We start from the raw sequence: 18,140 nt of genomic DNA, 5'->3' as shown, positions 1-18,140 counted from the left end.
GGCACCCTCGCCCACACCGGCGCCACCCTCGGCATCGCCACCGCCGCCCTCATCCTCCTCATCACCGGAACCGCCCTCTACCGCAAATTCCGCAACTGACACCCAAGGAGAGCCACCGCATGGCAGTCGGAATCTCTCCAGGGCCTCGCACCCCTGAGCCCCGGACACGGGAGTCCCGGGCCAAGCGGTGGCTCCGTGGGCTCGGACGCCTCGACGCTCCCTCCTCGGAACTCGCGACGTCGGCCTCACCGGTACGCGCGATGCATCCGCGACCTGTCCCCAAGGCCTCGCGTGCGGTATGGCCTGACACCTGCGCGGCGCTGGCGCCAAGTGTGGTGGGCGTGCTGTTGCTGGGCGGCGTGGTGAGCGTGACCTCGGCGCACGCCGCCGATCCCCCCGCACGCCGGGTGTCCCTGCGACTGAACCTCACCTCGGCGACCGCCTGGCAACCGGCCGCATTCATCGTGTCGGTGACGTCCGACCCAGCGCCTTCCCCGTCGCACGTGCCACCGGATCCGCCGAACCCCGACGCCGGATCCGCCTTCCCGGCTCCCGGCGGCACGATCAGCTTCACCGACAACGGCGCTGACGCAGGAACGGCCCGCATCGTCGACGGCATCGCCGTGTCGGCGGGACACCGGCTGACGCTCGGCGCTCATGCTCTCCGTGCCGTCTACAGCGGTGACGGCCGCTACGCCGGTGGCTCCGCCGATGTGTCGGTGACCGTCTCGATGGAGGCGACCGTCACCACGCTGGCATCGGCTCCCGAGGTGTGGAAGGCCGGACAGAAGGTCACCTTCACTGCCACCGTCACCCGCAGCGCCGGCCCGGCGCAACCTGCGTCGCCCGGCCGCCCCGGTGTCGTCATCCTGCCTCCCCCGACACCGCCTCCTCCCACGGGAACCGTCACGTTCAAGGACGGCACGCGGACACTGGGCACGGTGCCCCTCACGGCTGACGGCGAGGCGACCCTGACCTTGGCACGCCCGTACGCGCTCGGCTCTCATCACGTCACCGCCACGTACAGCGGCGATGGTGTCCACGGTTCCAGCGCCTCCGCCGCACTCGTCAAGGAAGTCGAGGGGAACCCGGCTCTGACCGGCAACGGGTTCAGCTCGTTCGTCAAGGTGCTCATAGGTCTGTTCGCCATCTGATCCGCCATCTGATCCGCTATCTGATTCACCATCTGAGACGTCCTCGAGTGGGGCCGTCGGCCTTCCGGCAGCACGGGTGCGCAAGGATTCCCTGCCCTATCAGATAGCCGTGAGGGGAAGGACTCGAGCCGCGGCACCGATCGACACTTGAGGTGTCCCGCGTAACGATCACCCAGTTCGAAGGCACATGATGAGCGCTACCCCGGTCCGCCGACTCTTCGGCCTGGAGAACGAGTACGGCCTCATCTGCACCTCTCCGCCGCTGCAACGCCCCATGCCCGACGAGATCGCCCGCAGGCTGTTCCGGCACCTGGCGTGGCCCGGTCACGGGACGAATCTCTTCCTCCCGAACGGTTCCCGCTTCTACCTCGACATCGGGGCGCATCCGGAGTACGCGACGCCCGAGTGTGACGATCTGCGGGAGCTCGTCACGCATGACAAGGCGGGCGAGCGGATCATCGAAGGCCTGATCGAGAAGACCGAGCAGCAGATGCGCCGGGCGGAGACTCCCGGCAGCATCTACGCGTTCAAGAACAACACCGACTCCGACGGGCACTCGTACGGTTGCCATGAGAACTACCTGATCCGGAGGGAGAGCGACTTCCCCGGTCTGGTGGAGAAGATGCTCCCGTTCCTGGTGACCCGTCAGCTCATCTGCGGTGCCGGCAGGGTGGTCAAGACGGTGCGTGGGGCGCGCTTCAGTGTGAGCCAGCGCGCGGAGTTCATCTGTGAGAGTTCCGGGTCCTCGACCACACGGTCGCGGCCGATCGTCAATACTCGTGACGAGCCGCACGCCGACTCCGGCCGTTACCGTCGGCTGCATGTGATCGTCGGCGACGCCAACATGTCCGAGACCACCACTCTGCTCAAGGTGGGGGCCACGGATCTGATACTCCGCCTGATCGAATCCGGGGCGAAGTTCCGAGGCGTCGGCGTGCGGAATCCGGTCCGTGCCATTCACGAGATCAGCTTGGACCCCACCGGCAGACACCTCGTCCCCCTGACCAACGGCCGGCAGGCCAGCGCTCTGGAGATCCAGGAGGAGTACTTCACGCAGGCCATGGACTTCGTCGAGGCGGAGGGCAGCTCGGACCCGTCCGTTCACAAGGTGTTGGATCTCTGGGGGCGCACCCTCGACGCCATCCGCACCGGCGACCTCGGCAGGGTGTCGACCGAAATCGATTGGATCATCAAGCAGCGGCTGATCGAGCGGTACCGCGAGAAGCACGGGCTGGGTCTGGACGACCCCCGGATTGCCCAGATCGATCTCGCTTATCACGACATCCACCGTCGGCGAGGCCTGTTCTACCTCCTGCAGAACAAGGGGCAGGCCGCCCGGGTGACCACCGATATCGAGGTGTTCCGGGCCAAGTCCGTACCGCCCCAGACCACTCGGGCGCGTCTTCGCGGCGACTTCATCCGTGCGGCCCGCGAGCACGACTGCACCTTCAACGTGGACTGGGTCCAGCTCCGTCTCGACATCCCGCCGCATCCGCCGGTGAGCTGCAAGGAGCCTTTCGCCTCCGTGGACGAGCGCGTAGAGCTGCTGATCCAGAAGATCCGCACCGCGGACCTGCGGGCACGGTGACCGGCGTCACCTCTGTCGGTTTCGCCTCTCGTTTGCTTCTTGCGTTCGGAATCCGTACGCTCCAACACAGGTAGACAGACCAGTCTGTCTACCTAATTAACGCAACCCCCCTTGCAGACGGGTCCCCATGACCCGCTGGGCAGCAGCATGTCCAGGGAAAGGCGATCTCATGAAAATCCGTCGCACCGCAGTCATTGCGAGCGTCGCCGCCGCCGGCGTAGGCGTCTCCATCCTCGCCGGCACCGGAGCGTTCGCGGATTCCCCCGCGCCCGCATCCTCGGCCGACAAGCCGACCATTGTCCTGGTGCACGGCGCATTCGCGGATGCGTCGAGCTGGAACGGCGTGGCCAAGAACCTCCAGCACCTGGGTTACCCGGTCGTCGCCCCTGCCAACCCGCTGCGCGGCCTGGACAGCGACTCCGCCTACATCGCCAGCGTGCTGCAGAACATCAAGGGCCCCGTCGTCCTGGTCGGCCACTCCTACGGCGGCGAGGTGATCACCAACGCCGCGGCCGCGGACAAGGAGGTCAAGGCCCTCGTCTACGTCGCCGCGATCGCCCCCGACGAGGGGCAGAGCGCCAACGCCATCCTCGGCGCCTATCCGGGCAGCAAGCTTCCCGAAGCCCTCAACCCGCAGCCGTACACGCTGCCGGACGGGAGCACCGGTTCGGAGCTCTACGTCAAGCCTGACAAGTTCCGCGAGGCGTTCGCCGGTGATGTGTCCGCGTCCACCGCCGCCGTGCTGGCCGCGACGCAGCGACCCGTCGACGCGTCGAGCCTGGCAGCCCCGAGCAAGGCCGCAGCGTGGAAGGACATCCCTTCCTGGTACCTGGTCGCCAAGAACGACAACACCATTCCGCCGGCCGCACAGCGCGACATGGCCAAGCACATCGGTGCTCGCACCACCGAGGTCAACTCCTCCCATGCGGCTGCCGTCTCGCACCCGGCCGAGGTGACGAACGTCATCCTCGACGCGGCACGGTCCACCGCCCGCTGACCCGCAGCGGGGATGTTCTCCGCAGCCGGAACCCGTCCGAAGGTACGGACGCCCCATGTCGTCACACCGGCGACCGGGCGATCGTCCCCGCCAGAGCCGCTCGTGTGACAGACGCCTGCGGTGGGAAGCACAACGGCGGCGTGGACCACCGCGTCCATCGAGGTGCTCGTGGACGGAATCCGGCTGCGGTCGACCGACAGGACGGGCGGTTGGCCGGACTGTATGTGCCTTCAGGCCGTCAGTCCCACGGATCCGGGCGTCGAACGCACGGCTCTGGTGAACTGATTCCAGTGTCAAGGGTCGGGCGAGCGCCGATCAGGTCGGCGACGCGTGTCCATCCGGATCCGACTGCACAGTCGGTGCCTGCGATGGCTGCGATTTCGGTGGGGCGTCGGCAGGTCTCCTGGGGACTGGCGTTCTCGGGAGCCTGTCGGTGTTCGGACGGTCTCGCTGATGTGGCGATCCGGTTGTCGACACAGTGAACGACTCGATGTCACCTGCTCTCTTGCACAGGGGCGTTGGGGCCTTCGGTGTCCGGACCGGGATGGCCGCGGCACCTCGGATGATCACTGGTGAAGGTAGTCGGTGGGTGAGCGCGGGGTTCGGGTCCGACGGTTGCTCCGGGCTCCGCTCCCGGGTGGTGGGAGCTACTGCGCCTGGGCCCCCAGGGTGGTGGGAACTCCTACGACGCGGTCCTTCAGGTGGGACGTCTGTCTCTGCAGCGCGGCTCCTGCTGTGAACTCCTGATGCTGTGAACTCGTGATGCTGTCTCGTGATGCTGTGAACTCCTGATGCTGTGAACTCGTGATGCCGGGAACTCCTGCGCCTGGACTTCCGGGTGGTGGGAACTCCTTTGACGCGGCTCCTGGAGGCGGACCTCGGGAGTGGGGCTCTCTGGACGTGGGGCCACGGGTGATGGGGCCGCTGTCAGGGGGTGTACCGCACGGACCCGGGGTGTGGCCGCTGCGAATACGGAGCTTGCGGAAGACGATGGGGGAGCTGATCAGCTGGTCGGACCTGCAGCGGACTGCGATTGCTCGAAGGGAGCACGCCGGTCATCTGGCTCATCGATGGGCTGTCAACGCCGTTGCGGTGGAGCATCGATCGGTCGTCACCGATCTGGTTGGCCGGTGGTAACGGGCTGGGTCACAGATTCAGGTGCTGACCCGGGTAGATCGTGTCGGGGTCGCCGCCGACGGTGGAATGGTTGTGGTCGTAGAGCGCGTGCCAGCCTCCGGCCACGTGATGTGCCGAGGCGATGCTGGAGAGGGTGTCGCCGGTCTGCACCGTGTAGTCGCCGCCCTGGGAGTGGGTGTAAGCGGCCTTGCCGTGGGCCTGGGCCTGCGCGGACTGGTCGGTCGAGTTGTCCTGCCAGGTGCTCTTGTGGTCGGTGGAGGTCGAGGCGGGGGCCTGCTTCTGGGTCGTCGACTGGTCAGTGGTGCTGGACGACGAGTCCGTGTTGGTGACTGCGGGAGAGCCGCCTGCCGTCAGTCCGGCGACCTTGGAGCAGACGGGCCACGCTCCGGGCCCCTGAACGGCCAGCACCTTCTCGGCGATGGCTATCTGTTGGTCCTTCGTGGCGTGGTCGGCTCGATCCGCATACGCTCCGCCGCCGAATTCCTGCCATGTGCTCTGGGTGAACTGGAGACCACCGTAGAATCCGTTACCCGTGTTGATGGACCAGTTTCCGCTGCTTTCGCAGGCGGCCACCTTGTCCCAGGTGCTGACCGAGGCCGCGTGCGCGGACGACATGGCCGACACGGGGATGAGGATGGCGACGAGCGCCATGAAAATCGTGAGCAACCCGGCCCACGTTCGGGACCGCTTGCCGATCGATTGAGTGATCATGATGATCTCCTTCCATACGCCTGCGGGGTGAGCTGCGGGGCTGCCGGCCGGAATCGGCCTGCCCGCGCGAATCGCGGTATGCGCCCCGGCCGCCGGAGAGCGGCCCGTGGCTCTGCTCCCCCGCACTGCCTTGGTGCGAGCAGTCCCCTCCGAGTCGCAGGACCGGTCCGGGCCGACTGGACGTGGGCCGGACGCTGACGGAGGGAAATGTCCGTCTGGACGCGTTGACCATAGGCACACGTCTGACCGCCCCTCAAGCACGTCTGACGAGGGCTTCGACGCCCGAATCACCTCAGCTGCATCCTTTTTCCCGGTCGGGCAGCGCCGTGATTCCGCGGTATTCGGCGCGACGCTGCATCTTCGGTCGGGGCCGGGTGGAGAGAGGGTGCGCGGACAGGGCAGCGCATCTGCGTACCGAGAGGCGGCACGAGCTGCTTCATCAGGCAGGGCGGAGAAGCCGGTTCGATTGCACGGGCAGGCCTCCGCGCCCGGAGGAATTCTGGTGGGCCTCGACCGCCGGCAGAACGAGCCACTACGGTGACGTCACGACCGGTCCGGCTCCCGCTCAGTGGGGGCGGACGACTCGGTCGAGGCCTTGGGACAGTCGACGCGGGTGGTGCGCGACGATCTCGGGTCCGTCGATGTACTCGAACGCGGAACCTCTCCCCGTCGGCTGTGACCCGATGGAGTGCCACAGCGGGTGTGCTCCCGGTCCTGAGCGCTGCTCAGATCGCCGGCTCCGGTGCGGAGATCACGCCGGCTGCGTCCGGCTCGACGCCGCACGCACGCTGTTCGCCCGCCGCCAAACCTCACGGACGGCAGGCGGTTCGGGCACGCCCTCTGCACCACCGGGTGCCCTTTCGGGCAGTGCTGCGCCCGGCGAACCATGGGACTGTTGTGCTGTAGCAACGCACGCGCTTCGAGCCGTGCCCCGGCCGCCGGCCGACGTTGCGCCACCTGGTAGACGGACCTGTCGCTGTTCGGTGTGTTGGGACCACCGGACCGGTAGCAGGCGTCTGACTTCGCAATCGGCAACCGCCGAAAGCCTCTGCTGCGGGCCGACGCCCGGCATCGCAGCAGAACCCTGGCAGCCGCGGGCGGCCAGGATCCCGCACCGACCCGAGAGGGATACCGATGACTCACGTCGTACTCGTACATGGCCTTTGGGTGGACGGCTCCAGCTGGGAGCCGGTGACGATCGGCCTCCAGGAAGCCGGGCACGAGGTCACGGCCGTCCAGCTTCCGCTGAGTTCCCTCGCGGACGACATCGCCACGGTGCGACGGGCGCTGGCACAGATTCAGGGACCGGTCGTCCTGGCGGGCCACTCCTACGGTGGCATGGTCATCACAGGCGCCGCGTCCGGCTCCTCCGACGTGGTCGGCCTGGTGTACGTGGCCGCAGTCGCACCCGACGAAGGGGAGGCCGCGGGCGAGATCCTCGGGCGGTTCGCCCCGTCGGACGGGCTGCAGAACGTCGAGGCCGACGCGGAGGGCTATGCGACCCTCAAGCGCGAGGTCTTCCCGGAGCTCTTCGCCGGTGACGTCCCCCTCACCAAGGCTCGCGCCATGGCCGCCGCCCAGGGCCCGGCTGCGCCGGCCTGTCTCTCCACGCCGAGCGGCCCGCCCGCGTGGAAGTCCCTCCCTTCCACCTACGTCTTCTGCGAGCGGGACCGCACCGTCGCCCCCGAGGCGCAGAAGTGGATGGCGGAGCGGATCGGCGCCGATGTCGTCGTCGCTCAGGCCAGCCACGCGGTGGCCGTCTCCCAGCCGTCGGTGGTCGTCGACGCGATCCTCTCCCGGATCTCCGCCGCCTGACGGCGCCGCTCTCGGACGCCGCGCCGTCCCCGTACCCGTGCCGCCGTGCTCATGACCTGCTCAGGAGCACGGCGGCACCTTCATGCGCGCTCCACAGGTGCGTATCCCTATGCCAACGGCGGCGCCGGATGGTGCTCCCCGCATCGCGAGGACCACCCGCGACGTTCCGTGACCATTCGTGACGGTCCTGGGCAGCGTCGTGTCCCGGAGTGCAGGCGTCCCGCCGTGACGGCCTCCGGTGGGGGCCTCGGTCTCCGCTCGCGGTCCGAAACGGCCGGTCGACACCACCTTTCTGTTCCTGCGACCGGACCGGTCCGGTCGAGTAGGCTTGACGACGCGTTGCGCACGAAAGTCGTTCCAGCGCAAGGCCTCCGTGCGGAGAGGATGATGTGGATGAGGGTCCGGCTCATATGACGGTCAGGTGTCTCGCCCTTACTCAGTGACGGGCCGACCCTGTCCGGGCCCGGCCGCTGTTGAACCCCTCGAAGCGTACGAGGCGCCGGTCGGCCAGGCCTCGAGACTCGGCACACACCATGGCCCGGTTCCCCGCTGCAGGACGCACCGGAGGACCGGCGCCGTCCTCGACGAGGAGGTCAACCTGTGCGGCGGAAACATGTCAGCTTCACTCTCTGCGTGGTCGTGGGTTCGCTCGTAGTGGCCACCGCATGCAGCTCGCCACCGTCCTCGCACAACGGCAGCAGTCAGCCTGCCTCCGCGACATCGGTGTCCGACTTCGGCGGCATGGACGGCCTGGTGGCCGCAGCTCAGAAGGAGGGCAAGCTCAACGTCATCGCCCTGCCCCCCAACTGGGCGAACTATGGCAAGAGCATCGACGAGTTCTCCCAGAAGTACGGCATCAAGGTCGAGTCGAGCCAGCCCGACGCGTCCAGCCAGGAGGAGATCAACGCCGCCAAGCAGCTCAACGGCACCGACCGTGTCCCAGACGTGTTCGACCTCGGACAGAACGTGGTCCTGGCCAACACCGATGTCTTCGCCCCGTACAAGGTGCAGACCTGGAAGGACGTCCCGGACAACCTGAAGGAGTCGTCCGGGCTGTGGACCAGCGACTACGGCGGCTACATGTCGATCGGATACGATGCATCCAAGGTTCCCGCCCCCACATCGATCCAGGACCTGCTCAAGCCCGAGTACAAGGGCAAGGTCGTGCTCAACGGCGACCCGACGCAGGCGGCTTCGGCGTTCTACGGAGTCGTCGCCGCGTCGCTCGGCAGCGGCGGCTCCGCGAACGACATCGCACCCGGCGTGAACTTCTTCTCCGAGCTGAAGAAGCAGGGCAACTTCCTGCCGCTCAACCCGACCCCGGCGACGATCTCCAGCGGCCAGACCCCGGTCGTCTTCGACTGGGACTACCTGCACGCCGCCACCGCGGCCTCGTTGGCGGGCAAGGTCGACTGGAAGGTCGTGGTCCCCGAGGACAGCGTCGTCGGCTCCTACTACGCCCAGGCCATCAACAAGAACGCGGCGCACCCGGCCGCGGCCCGGCTGTGGGAGGAGTTCCTCTACTCCGACCAGGGGCAGAACAACTTCCTCCAGGGTTTCGCGCACCCGGTCCGCGCCGAGGCGATGCAGAAGGCCGGCACCCTCGACCAGGCTGCCTTCGCCAAGCTCCCCCCGGTCAGCGGTAAACCCGTGTTCCTCACCCAGGATCAGGTCACCGCGGCCAAGCAGTACCTGTCGGACAACTGGGCGAGCGCCGTCGGCTGACGATGACAGCCACCACCACACCGGTCCCGGGGCGGGGCCCCCGGGACCGGAGACGCCGGATCCGTGCCCGGCTCCGTTCATCGATGGACTACCTCGGGGTGCTCCCGTTCCTGGCCTACGTCGGTGTCTTCCTGATCTACCCCACCCTGGTGGTCATCGTGGGGGCCTTCCAGGACGACGCCGGACAGCCGTCCACCGCCAACGTCACCGCCCTGACCGAGGGCGTCTACCTGAAAGCGTTCACCCGCAGTCTCGAACTGTCCGCCGCCACCGCCGTGATCGGCATGGTGCTGGGATCACTGCTCGCCTGGGCGGTCTCCAGCGGGCGACCCGACGGCGCGCTGCGCCGGACGGTGACATCGCTCTGCGGGGTGCTGGCCCAGTTCGGAGGGGTCACCCTGGCGTTCGCGTTCATCGCGACCATCGGTCTGACCGGGGTGGTGACCCAGTTCCTCAAAGATCACCTGGGCATCGACCTCTACTCCCACGGCGTGTGGCTGTTCGACCTGCCCGGCCTGATCCTCGTCTACTCGTACTTCCAGATCCCCCTCATGGTGATCGTCTTCCTGCCGGCCCTCGACGGTCTGCGCCCGCAGTGGCGGGAGGCCGTCCAGAGCCTCGGCGGCTCGAGCTGGCAGTACTGGCGGCGGGTGGCGGCGCCGGTGCTGACGCCATCCTTCCTCGGCGCCGGACTCCTGCTGTTCGCCAACGCCTTCTCCGCGTACGCGACCGCGGCCGCGCTGGTGTCGCAGGGCAGTCCGATCGTTCCGCTGGAGATCCGGGGCTTCTTCATCAGCGAAGTGCTGCTGGGGAGGGAGAACATCGGCAAAGCGCTCGGATTCAGCATGATCGTCGTCGTCGCGATCGTCATGGCCCTGTACGCCCTGCTGCTCCGCCGCGCCTCCCGGTGGCTGCGATGACCGGGCCCACCGGGATGGACCCGGCACCGCTGTCCGCCGCGAAACCGCGGGAGCGCACCGCCTCCCGGCCGGGCGCCGGACGGCACACGGCGGCGCTGCGGGTGGCGGTCCTGCTCCCGCTCGGGGTGTTCTTCCTCCTTCCGCTCCTCGCGATGCTGGAGTTCAGCACCCGCGAAGCCGGTGGGCGGCACGGCCTGCAGGCATGGCGGGCGATCGGCCACACCCCGGCGCTGACCTCCGCGATCATCACCTCGCTCACCCTGGCCGGTCTCACGGTGGCGGCGATGCTCCTGCTTCTGGTCCCGACGGTCACCTGGGTCCGGCTCCGGCTGCCCGGGCTGCGCCGGCTGGTGGAGTTCCTGTGCCTGCTTCCCTTGATGATCCCGGCCATCGTCCTGGTCGTCGGGATCGCCCCGGTCTACGCCTGGGTCACCTATCTGCTGGGCGACACTCCCCTGACCCTCACGTTCGTGTACGTGGTGCTCGTCCTGCCGTTCTCCTACCGGGTCATCGACGCGGGCCTGGGCGCCATCGACCTCCCGACACTGACCGAGGCGGCGCGGGGGCTGGGGGCTTCATGGCCGACCGTGATCCTGCGCGTGGTCGTGCCGAACATCCGCGGTGCACTCGCCGGTGCGTCGTTCCTGGCGGTGGCACTGGTCCTGGGCGAGTTCACCCTCGCGTCGCTGCTGAACTTCGACAATCTCCAGGTCGAGATCAATCTGCTCGGCGAGGTGGACGCCGCGCTCGCCATCGCGGTGTCCCTGGCCGCGATCCTCTTCGCCGTCGCCCTGCTGCTGGCGATCTCGTTCATCGGACGCCACCGCCACCGGAACCCCCGCTGAACGGCGCCGGTCCGAGACCAGGAGGACGTTGAGAATGGATCACTTGGAACTGCAGGCGGTCCGCAAGTCGTTCGGCGGCACCCGCGCGTTGGAGGGACTGGACCTGTCCGTCAGGGCGGGCGAGTTCGTGAGCCTGCTGGGCCCGAGCGGCTGCGGCAAGACCACCACCCTGCGCATCATCGCGGGGTTCGAGTCGGCGGACGGCGGACGGGTGGTGGTGAACGGCCGGGACATCACCCATGTGCCGCCGAGCAAGCGGGACATGGGCATGGTCTTCCAGAGCTACAGCCTGTTCCCCAACCTCACCGCCCTCGGCAACGTCGAATTCGGGCTGCGGGTCCACAGACAGCCGCCCGCCACCCGCCGGACGCGCGCCGCCGAGCTGCTCGACCTCGTCGGCCTCTCCGCACAGGGCAGGCGATACCCCCACCAGCTCTCCGGCGGTCAGCAGCAGCGGGTGGCACTCGCCCGCGCACTGGCCGTCGCCCCGAAAGTCCTGTTGCTGGACGAACCACTGTCCGCGCTCGACGCCAACGTCAGGGTGAACCTGCGGGAGGAAATCCGCCGCATCCAGACCGAGTTGGGTACCACCACCCTGTTCGTCACCCACAACCAGGAGGAGGCCCTCGCGATCTCCGACCGGGTCGGGGTGATGTCCGACGGCCGGCTGGAGCAGCTGGACGTGCCCTCCACGATCTACAACAAACCGGCCACCGTCTTCGTCGCCCAGTTCGTGGGCGTGAGCAACCTCCTCCCCGGAACCGCCGACGGCGAAGCCGTGACGGTGTACGGCCGGCGGATCCCGGCTCCTGCCGCGCGCGCACTGCCTCCGGGCAGCAAGGTGAACGTGATCGTCAGGCCGGAGGAGATCCGGCTGGAGGCGTCCGGGCCCGGGGACGACCTGACCGGCGTCGTGGTCACCCGTAGCTTCCTGGGGCCGGTGACCCGGCTGAGCGTGCGGCTGGAACACGGCGACGGGCAGATCCTGCGGGTGGACACGCCGTCCGGACCGTCGGAGTCCTTCCACGCGGGGACCCGGGTCGCCCTGCGGCTGAGGCCGTCCGCGCCACTCATCGTCCGGGCCTGAAGGCAACGGCGCGGTGGTGGCCCGCTTTCGACGCGGGCGGCACCACCGCGGATCCGGCACGGCCCGGAGATCCTCACCCGACCGGCGCCATGAGCGTACGGAGCTGACGGCGGGAGCGGAGATCGAGCTTGGTGTAGACGTGGCCGAGGTGGTACTCGACGGTCTTGGCACTGACGTAGAGCTCCTTGGCGATCTCCTGATTGGTCATGCCCTGGGCCGCGAGGTGGGCGACGGCACGCTCGCGTTCCGTGAGCTGCGCCAGGTCTCCGAGCGGACTGCGTACGCCGGTCGGCGCCCCGACGGCGGCGAGTTCCTGCTCGACGCGCTGGGAAAAGGGGACTGCGCCCAACGCGTCGTAGCGGCTGCGGGCGGCCCGCAGCCGCTCCGCCGCGCGGCCCGCTTTGCCGGTTGCCAGGAGCAGCCGGCCGTAGGCGTGTTCGATCAGGGCGCGGTGGAGCGGCATGTCGTCCGGCGCTGCCGGGAGATCGACGCCTTCGCGGTACCAGCGTTCGGCGGCCCCGGGGTCCTGGCGTCCCTCGGCGAGGAGCCCTTCGAGCCACCGGATGCCCACCTGCAGGCTGGGGACGTCGAGCTCCCTGATGCGGAGCAGCGTGCGGGCGGCCTCGTCGAGTCGGCCGACGCCGATCTGCCCTTGGGCGAACAGCGGCAGCCAGATCAACCTCCAGGAGTACATGCTCCCGGTCTGCGGGCCGTCGTGGACCGGCTGCAGTGCGCGGAACATGCCGTCCGGGTCGTCCCGTGCCTGGGCCAGGACCGCTTCCGCGAGCGCCGGGTAGATGGCGTCCGAGAAGAGCGCGCTGCTCTTCGCCGCGTCGTGGGAGGCCCGGCAGTGTTCCTCGGCCGCCTGCCAGCGCCCCTGTCCGGCCGCGACCATCGCGGTGACCGCCTGTCCGGGCGCGCGCCCGGACAGTGGTCCGTTGGTCGCCGCCAGGCCCAGCGCCCGCTCGGCGCTGATCACCGCTTCCTCCCACAGGCCCGACCAGTACTGGTGGGAGGCGAGCATGAAGTGGTCCGTCGCCCGTACGTCCACGACGAGTCCGTCGCGTTGCCGCTTCGTGAGCGTGACCAGGTCCTGGGTCGCACCGCCCAGGTGCCCCATGGCTCCACGCGCGATACTCCTGGCGCGCAGCAGGACGCTGTCGTGCAGCTCCACCGCCTCCGCGTCCATCGGCAGGCTGGGGTTCCGGGCCTCGAATCCTCGCAGGGTCGGTGCGGCCCCGTCGATCCACTCGGAGGCGAGGACCCACAGGTATTCGGCGTACCCGACGGTCTGGGGGTTGGACGGTCCCAGTTCCAGGGCCCGGCGCAGTGGTGTCAGTGCGTCTGCTCCCCGGCTCTGCCAGACGTAGACCCCTCCGAGCCAGATGAGGGCGAGCGCGGCCGCCTCGGTGTCTTCGTGCTCGTCCGCCTGCTGTACGGCCCGGGTCAGCAGGTCTTCGGCCGTGGCGAAGTCGCCGCGTCCGAAGGCGAGACGGCCGAGCACCGTGCTGCGCGCGGCCGAAGGGGCGCACTGCTGGATGGACTGCTGGAGCGAGTATCCGCGCTGGTAGTCGTTGGCCTGGAGCAGGTGGGTGGTGGCGGCCAGCAGGCGGTGTTCCTGGATGGTCCGGTTCTCGGACAGGTCTGCCGCCCAGAGCAGGAGTGTGGCGGCTCGGGCTCCGCGGCCGGCGGTGGCCTGTCGTTCGGCCTCGGTGTGCAGTTCGTCGGCGAGTGCGGCGTCGGAGTGGTCGGTGGCCGCGACGCGGTGGGCCCAGGATGCGTTGGTGTCGACAAGTGGGACCGCAGCGGCGTGCAACTGGTGGCGGCGCGGGGGCGAGATGGCTTCGTAGATGGCGGTGCGCTGGAGGTTGTGGCGCAGGCGTAGTGGTGTGGTCGTGCTCTCGGGCCACCACTCGACGAGTCCGGAGGCGAGGGCGGGTTCGAGTGCGGTCGCGGCGTGGTCGACGCCTGCGACCTCGGCGGCCACCGCCAGCGGGACCTGGGCGTCGAGGACTGCGAGGGCTTCCACGAGACCGCGGGAGTCGTGGTTCAGTCCGGCGAGGATCTGGCGCACGGTGGCGGCGAGCGAGTCGGGGACCGGCAGGGTGCTGTGCGGGTCGGCGAGGTCCTGTATCGACGCCTGCGTGAACAACGAGCGCAGGTAGAGCGGGTGTCCGCCGGTGTGATCCCGTAGCCGGTCGGCGGCTCCGGTGTCCAGGTCCGGGGCGCCTGAGGCACGCGCCAGTTGGATGACCTCGGCTCTGTCCAGCCCGGCGAGGCTCACCACGACGGCGTGCTCCGCGGCCGCCACCAGTCGTTCCGGGGCGTCCTTCTCGTCGGTCCGCCGGATTCCCGTCGGCAGGCCGGGCGGGGCGGTGCGGTTGGTGGCCACCAGCAGGATCCGCTCGGTCCACCATCGCCGTACCAGGAACTTGAGCACGCCCATCGACGCCTCGTCGATCCACTGGACGTCGTCGACGACGAGGGCGACCGGGCCGTGCGCTTCGAGCGCCCCCAGCAGGCGGATCAGCTCGGACCCGACCTCTACGGGGGCGGCGCCTTCGGTGGCCCTCGGTAGCAGTGGATAGCCGTGGAGCTCGTTCTGCGGCACCCGGCGCAGCAGTTGTTCGACTACGCCGAACCGGTAGTCCTGCTCGGCGGGATCGCAGGTGGCCCAGTACTGCGAGAAGCCTTCCAGGCCGGTCACCGCTTTGCGGACCAGGGCGGACTTCCCGATGCCTGCTTCGCCTTCGACCATGACGAGGCACGGCGCGCCTTGCGCTGCCCTGGCGGCGCACTCGGCCACCGTGGTGAGTTCGGTGCCGCGTCCCACGAACTCGGCATAGGCGGACTCCATCGTGCTGCCCCGTTCTCCTCGCCTGTCGTCGGCGGGACCTGCATACAACCTCAGGCGTTCTCCTGGTACCGGCAGAACACGCGGGCGGCTCTTGGTGGGGCTGCTCGACGAGGTCGTCCGTTCGGGTAGGAGTGGAGGGAGTCGAACCCTCACGCCCGTCGGGCACCGGGACTTGAATCCGGCGCGTCTGCCAGTTCCGCCACGCTACCTCGCGCTGTTCAGCCAAGCGTATCTCTGGTGGGTCTTCGTCCCGGCGGCGCGGCGCGGGCGCCGGTGGTGTTCACCCGGTGCGCGGGCGGACGAGCGTGCGTCAGAGGCGTCAGAGGTAGACGCCGGTGAACTCCTGGGTCCGTTTCGGGTCCAGCAGTACGGCCGGTGTGCGGGAGGCGTGGGCGTAGAGCTGTGCCAGGGTGGCGGGGGCTTTGAGGTCGTCGGCTGCACCCTCGTTCCAGCGGCTGATCTCCTCCTGGTTCAGGGGACCCACTTCGACCTGGGCCAGACACCGGCCGGGTCGGACGATCGCGGGGTGCAGGCGGTGGACGTCCTCGTTGGTGGTGATGATGAGAAGGGTTCGGCCGCCTTGTCCGAGGATGCCGTCGCTGAGGTTGAGCAGCCGGGCCATTCCCTGGCCGGTGGAACTCTTGGCGTCGGAGCGCAGGAGTTCGTCGCAGTCCTCCAGGATCAGTGCGCTCCATTCGGAGTCGCGTGGGGTGGTCGGTACGGCTGCGGTCATCAGGTAGCCGGAGGAGGAGAACAGTTTCTCGGGGTCCAGGACGTATTCGAATCCGCACCAGCTCCGCCAGGATCGGGCGAGTGATCGCAGGGCGGTGGTCTTCCCGGTGCCGGGGGGTCCGTACATCAGGACGATGGATCCGCCGAGCGCTGCGGGGGTCATGTCGGTGAGGTGGTCGAAGCGGGTTGCTGCGGTCCCGGCGTAGTTCTCACGGATGTCCGTCCAGCGGGGGACACGGATGTCCCGGCAGACCCGGGTGGGCGTGCCGCGGTCGGAGAGGTGCCAGAATCCGATCGGGACCGTGTGGTCGTCCGTGGTGGGGTTCTGGCCGTAGGCGGTGACGATGTCGGCGAGGACGGTCCTTGCCAGGTCGGGGGTGGCGGCTGTGACCTGGACCTGGCCTTCGACGGACGTCGAGCACTTGAGGTTGCGGATGAAGGTTCCCGTCCACCCGGGCCCGGCGAGCATGCAGATGTCGTAGCTCTCCGATGTGTGGCGTCGCACCACCTGGGGGTCGTTGGGTGCGGGGGCTCCGTCCGGCTTCGCCCGTAGGTGCTGGATCTCTGCGCTGCAGGAGTACGGTTGGGTTCCGTCCACGAACGAGGCCAGGGCGAGGGCGGTGATCGCCTGCCTGGGGCTGTCCGAACCGTTCAGGAACTGCAGTGGCAGGCGTTGAGCGGGATCCTCCGCGGATGCTCGCCAGAGCGGGGTGGGGGCGGAGGTCACGACTCACCGTTCCCGTCCTCGGACCGGGGGACGTCAGGTGTTGCCGTCCCTTCTTCGGTCCGCTGCTCCCGGATCAGGTCGACCACGTCGTCCAGGTTGGTCAGGGACCGGATGTCCTCGTCGGTGATCTGTACGGAGAACCGGTCTTCGACCGCCAGAGCGAACTCGACCAGTGACAGGGAGTCGATTCCCAGGGAGTCGAAGGACTGCTGGCCCGGATCGTCTTCGAGCGCCACTTCGAGATCACGTTGGAGGATTTCGACGAGACCGTCGAGGATCTCAGCTGTGGCTGCGTCCTCCTGGTTCGGGTCGGCGGCAGGTTGCGGTACGGGGCCAGGCGGCATGGTTGGGTCCTTCCCCACGGGCACGACGGACGTCTCCATGGTCCGCTGGCGGGAGATGGATCTTTCACGCTCCTCGGGCAGACGATCGGGAAGATCCGGTGTCCTCGGGCTGTCCCCGTCCGGGGGACGTCCGAGGGGGTGTGTCCGAAGGGGCCTTGGGCCGGCGGGGAGCGTCGCAGGGCTCAGGCGTCGGGTGCCCGACGGGACGGGAAGCTTTTGATCTTTATCCAGTCCCGGGAGCGGCGGCCTGGCAGGTACGGACTGGCCAGGCGTTTGGCGACCACTCCGTCCCAGCCTTCCCGCACCGCCTGGGCGAAGGCTTCGGTTCCCATCCCCGGCCAGAAGGCCGGCGCCTGGACGTGCTCGGAGACCAGCTGCAGGTCGTCCAGCAGTTCGCGGCGTGCGAGGTAGGGGATGTGGAGGACGGGGTCACCCAGGTGCAGCACGTCGTAGAGCATCAGGCGGACCGGGGTCCGGTGTCTGACTTGCTCGACCGCTGCCGGGTGGTGGAGGCTCATGCGTTGTTGCAGCCACTCGAAGGAGGGCCGGCCCGCGCCGTCGAGGACCACGATCTCGCCGTCCAGCAGTGCCGGAAGCCCGGTGAGCACCAGGGCCGGTAGTTCCTCGACGAGTTCCGGGTAGCCGGCGGTGACGTCCGTCGCCATCTGTGACCACAGCTGCACCGTTCCGTTCCCGGGGAAACGGGCGATCACCCGGGCTCCGTTCCACAGTGGCTCGAACGCGTAGTCCCCTTCGCTGTCGGGCCCGGGCAGCAGGCCGATCACAGCGAGCATGGGTGCCGGTACCGGCATCACGTCGGTCGTCCCCGGCGAGCGGAGGCTCATATCTCCAGCATCTCACCGCGCCACGGCCCTTCCGCGCGGTCGGAGCCGTCGGGCCCGGGGCATACCGGACAGGCGGTCCGCGGGGCTGAGCACTACGATGATCGGCCAGGAACGACGGTGCGGGGTGGTAGCTCAGCAGGTCAGAGCAGAGGACTCATAATCCTCCGGTCGCGGGTTCGAGCCCCGCCCACCCCACCGACGAGGTGCAGCCCTTCCTCGGCGCTCACTCGATCCGGTTCAGGCAGTCTGCCGGGGTGTCCGGGGCGATCTTCTCAGGGAGGCCGTCGGCACCGGGTACGTCGCGTTTGACGATCAGTGGCCAGGCTCCTCGGGGGCCGGCGTTCTCCAGGAGGTAGAAGGCTGCTTCCGTACCGTCCGGCAGGGGCCCGGCTGCGAGGGGGATTCCGCGAAGCGTCTCGGAACTCGCCTGTGGCTTTTCGAACTTCGCCATTGATGCCAACCCTTGCCGACGACGATCAGGATCCGGCCTGACCGCTGCGGTCGATCGGTCAGCGTGACAGGCCAGCCCATCCTCGATGTCGGGCCGCCCCCTGCGGCACACCGGAAGTACAGCCGTCGGTGCAGCGTCGGGAGCCGGTTGTCGTCGTCACCGGTCCGTCGGCGGGGCCGCCCGTGCTCTGCGCACGGGCGGCCCC

Annotated in this window: 14 protein-coding genes and 2 tRNA genes; 9 read left to right on the top strand and 7 right to left on the bottom strand. The window is 68.8% G+C overall.

What is annotated here, in order from left to right:
- The first annotated feature begins 341 nt into the window (after positions 1 to 341).
- The 3 genes from AB0D08_RS36230 to AB0D08_RS36220 all read left to right on the top strand — a co-directional run bounded on the left by AB0D08_RS36230 (position 342) and on the right by AB0D08_RS36220 (position 3,739).
- The gene (locus AB0D08_RS36230; RefSeq protein ID WP_158515449.1) at positions 342 to 1,154 is read left to right on the top strand and encodes an Ig-like domain-containing protein; all 813 of its coding nucleotides are present in this window, start codon (positions 342 to 344) and stop codon (positions 1,152 to 1,154) included.
- 190 nt (positions 1,155 to 1,344) lie between these two features.
- Positions 1,345 to 2,742, top strand: coding sequence for a Pup--protein ligase (pafA, locus tag AB0D08_RS36225; protein ID WP_359894561.1), 1,398 nt, complete (start codon positions 1,345 to 1,347; stop codon positions 2,740 to 2,742).
- Between the two features lie 169 nt (positions 2,743 to 2,911).
- Complete coding sequence (locus AB0D08_RS36220; protein ID WP_033818831.1) at positions 2,912 to 3,739, top strand: alpha/beta hydrolase; 828 nt, start codon at positions 2,912 to 2,914, stop codon at positions 3,737 to 3,739.
- Positions 3,740 to 4,885: 1,146 nt separating this feature from the next.
- Here AB0D08_RS36220 and AB0D08_RS36215 read toward each other — a convergent pair.
- Positions 4,886 to 5,587 carry a transglycosylase family protein gene (locus AB0D08_RS36215; protein WP_033818830.1) on the bottom strand — a complete coding sequence of 234 codons (702 nt, stop codon included), beginning with the start codon at positions 5,585 to 5,587 and terminating at the stop codon, positions 4,886 to 4,888.
- A 1,134-nt stretch (positions 5,588 to 6,721) separates the two neighbouring features.
- Here AB0D08_RS36215 and AB0D08_RS36210 point away from each other — a divergent pair.
- The 5 genes from AB0D08_RS36210 to AB0D08_RS36190 all read left to right on the top strand — a co-directional run bounded on the left by AB0D08_RS36210 (position 6,722) and on the right by AB0D08_RS36190 (position 11,979).
- Positions 6,722 to 7,402 carry an alpha/beta hydrolase gene (locus tag AB0D08_RS36210; RefSeq protein ID WP_359894559.1) on the top strand — a complete coding sequence of 227 codons (681 nt, stop codon included), beginning with the start codon at positions 6,722 to 6,724 and terminating at the stop codon, positions 7,400 to 7,402.
- 639 nt (positions 7,403 to 8,041) lie between these two features.
- Positions 8,042 to 9,127 (top strand): extracellular solute-binding protein, encoded by a 1,086-nt coding sequence (locus AB0D08_RS36205; RefSeq protein ID WP_359894558.1) that lies wholly within the window; start codon positions 8,042 to 8,044, stop codon positions 9,125 to 9,127.
- Between the two features lie 83 nt (positions 9,128 to 9,210).
- Positions 9,211 to 10,047 (top strand): ABC transporter permease subunit, encoded by an 837-nt coding sequence (locus AB0D08_RS36200; RefSeq protein WP_033818827.1) that lies wholly within the window; start codon positions 9,211 to 9,213, stop codon positions 10,045 to 10,047.
- Positions 10,044 to 10,892, top strand: coding sequence for an ABC transporter permease subunit (locus AB0D08_RS36195; RefSeq protein ID WP_233288943.1), 849 nt, complete (start codon positions 10,044 to 10,046; stop codon positions 10,890 to 10,892). Before AB0D08_RS36200 ends, AB0D08_RS36195 begins: the two co-directional genes overlap by 4 nt.
- A 34-nt stretch (positions 10,893 to 10,926) precedes the next feature.
- Positions 10,927 to 11,979, top strand: coding sequence for an ABC transporter ATP-binding protein (locus tag AB0D08_RS36190; RefSeq protein ID WP_033818826.1), 1,053 nt, complete (start codon positions 10,927 to 10,929; stop codon positions 11,977 to 11,979).
- Between the two features lie 73 nt (positions 11,980 to 12,052).
- Here AB0D08_RS36190 and AB0D08_RS36185 read toward each other — a convergent pair whose 3' ends face one another.
- The 5 genes from AB0D08_RS36185 to AB0D08_RS36165 all read right to left on the bottom strand — a co-directional run bounded on the left by AB0D08_RS36185 (position 12,053) and on the right by AB0D08_RS36165 (position 17,484).
- Positions 12,053 to 14,836 (bottom strand): AAA family ATPase, encoded by a 2,784-nt coding sequence (locus AB0D08_RS36185; RefSeq protein WP_359894555.1) that lies wholly within the window; start codon positions 14,834 to 14,836, stop codon positions 12,053 to 12,055.
- 126 nt (positions 14,837 to 14,962) lie between these two features.
- Positions 14,963 to 15,046: transfer RNA gene (locus AB0D08_RS36180), tRNA-Leu, on the bottom strand.
- A 109-nt stretch (positions 15,047 to 15,155) separates the two neighbouring features.
- Complete coding sequence (locus AB0D08_RS36175; protein WP_051813240.1) at positions 15,156 to 16,295, bottom strand: DUF5925 domain-containing protein; 1,140 nt, start codon at positions 16,293 to 16,295, stop codon at positions 15,156 to 15,158.
- Positions 16,292 to 16,663 carry a phosphopantetheine-binding protein gene (locus AB0D08_RS36170; RefSeq protein ID WP_158515561.1) on the bottom strand — a complete coding sequence of 124 codons (372 nt, stop codon included), beginning with the start codon at positions 16,661 to 16,663 and terminating at the stop codon, positions 16,292 to 16,294. Before AB0D08_RS36170 ends, AB0D08_RS36175 begins: the two co-directional genes overlap by 4 nt.
- 158 nt (positions 16,664 to 16,821) lie before the next feature.
- Positions 16,822 to 17,484 (bottom strand): hypothetical protein, encoded by a 663-nt coding sequence (locus tag AB0D08_RS36165; protein ID WP_359894553.1) that lies wholly within the window; start codon positions 17,482 to 17,484, stop codon positions 16,822 to 16,824.
- A 121-nt stretch (positions 17,485 to 17,605) separates the two neighbouring features.
- Here AB0D08_RS36165 and AB0D08_RS36160 point away from each other — a divergent pair.
- A tRNA-Ile gene (locus AB0D08_RS36160) sits at positions 17,606 to 17,679 on the top strand.
- A 28-nt stretch (positions 17,680 to 17,707) separates the two neighbouring features.
- Here AB0D08_RS36160 and AB0D08_RS36155 read toward each other — a convergent pair.
- Positions 17,708 to 17,935, bottom strand: coding sequence for a hypothetical protein (locus tag AB0D08_RS36155; protein WP_033822418.1), 228 nt, complete (start codon positions 17,933 to 17,935; stop codon positions 17,708 to 17,710).
- Positions 17,936 to 18,140: the final 205 nt, after the last annotated feature.

This window comes from Kitasatospora sp. NPDC048540 (assembly GCF_040651175.1).
Classification (GTDB): domain Bacteria; phylum Actinomycetota; class Actinomycetes; order Streptomycetales; family Streptomycetaceae; genus Kitasatospora.
The sequence above is the reverse complement of the archived record's forward strand: the minus strand, read 5'-3'. Positions and strand labels throughout refer to the sequence as shown.

Excerpts from the sequence above, each read along its gene's own strand:
- pafA (WP_359894561.1), top strand. The coding sequence starts at position 1,345 with ATGAGCGCTACCCCGGTCCGCCGACTCTTCGGCCTGGAGAACGAGTAC.
- AB0D08_RS36220 (WP_033818831.1), top strand. The coding sequence starts at position 2,912 with ATGAAAATCCGTCGCACCGCAGTCATTGCGAGCGTCGCCGCCGCCGGC.
- AB0D08_RS36215 (WP_033818830.1), bottom strand. The coding sequence starts at position 5,587 with ATGATCACTCAATCGATCGGCAAGCGGTCCCGAACGTGGGCCGGGTTG.
- AB0D08_RS36210 (WP_359894559.1), top strand. The coding sequence starts at position 6,722 with ATGACTCACGTCGTACTCGTACATGGCCTTTGGGTGGACGGCTCCAGC.
- AB0D08_RS36200 (WP_033818827.1), top strand. The coding sequence starts at position 9,211 with ATGGACTACCTCGGGGTGCTCCCGTTCCTGGCCTACGTCGGTGTCTTC.
- AB0D08_RS36195 (WP_233288943.1), top strand. The coding sequence starts at position 10,044 with ATGACCGGGCCCACCGGGATGGACCCGGCACCGCTGTCCGCCGCGAAA.
- AB0D08_RS36190 (WP_033818826.1), top strand. The coding sequence starts at position 10,927 with ATGGATCACTTGGAACTGCAGGCGGTCCGCAAGTCGTTCGGCGGCACC.
- AB0D08_RS36185 (WP_359894555.1), bottom strand. The coding sequence starts at position 14,836 with ATGGAGTCCGCCTATGCCGAGTTCGTGGGACGCGGCACCGAACTCACC.
- AB0D08_RS36165 (WP_359894553.1), bottom strand. The coding sequence starts at position 17,484 with ATGAGCCTCCGCTCGCCGGGGACGACCGACGTGATGCCGGTACCGGCA.
- AB0D08_RS36155 (WP_033822418.1), bottom strand. The coding sequence starts at position 17,935 with ATGGCGAAGTTCGAAAAGCCACAGGCGAGTTCCGAGACGCTTCGCGGA.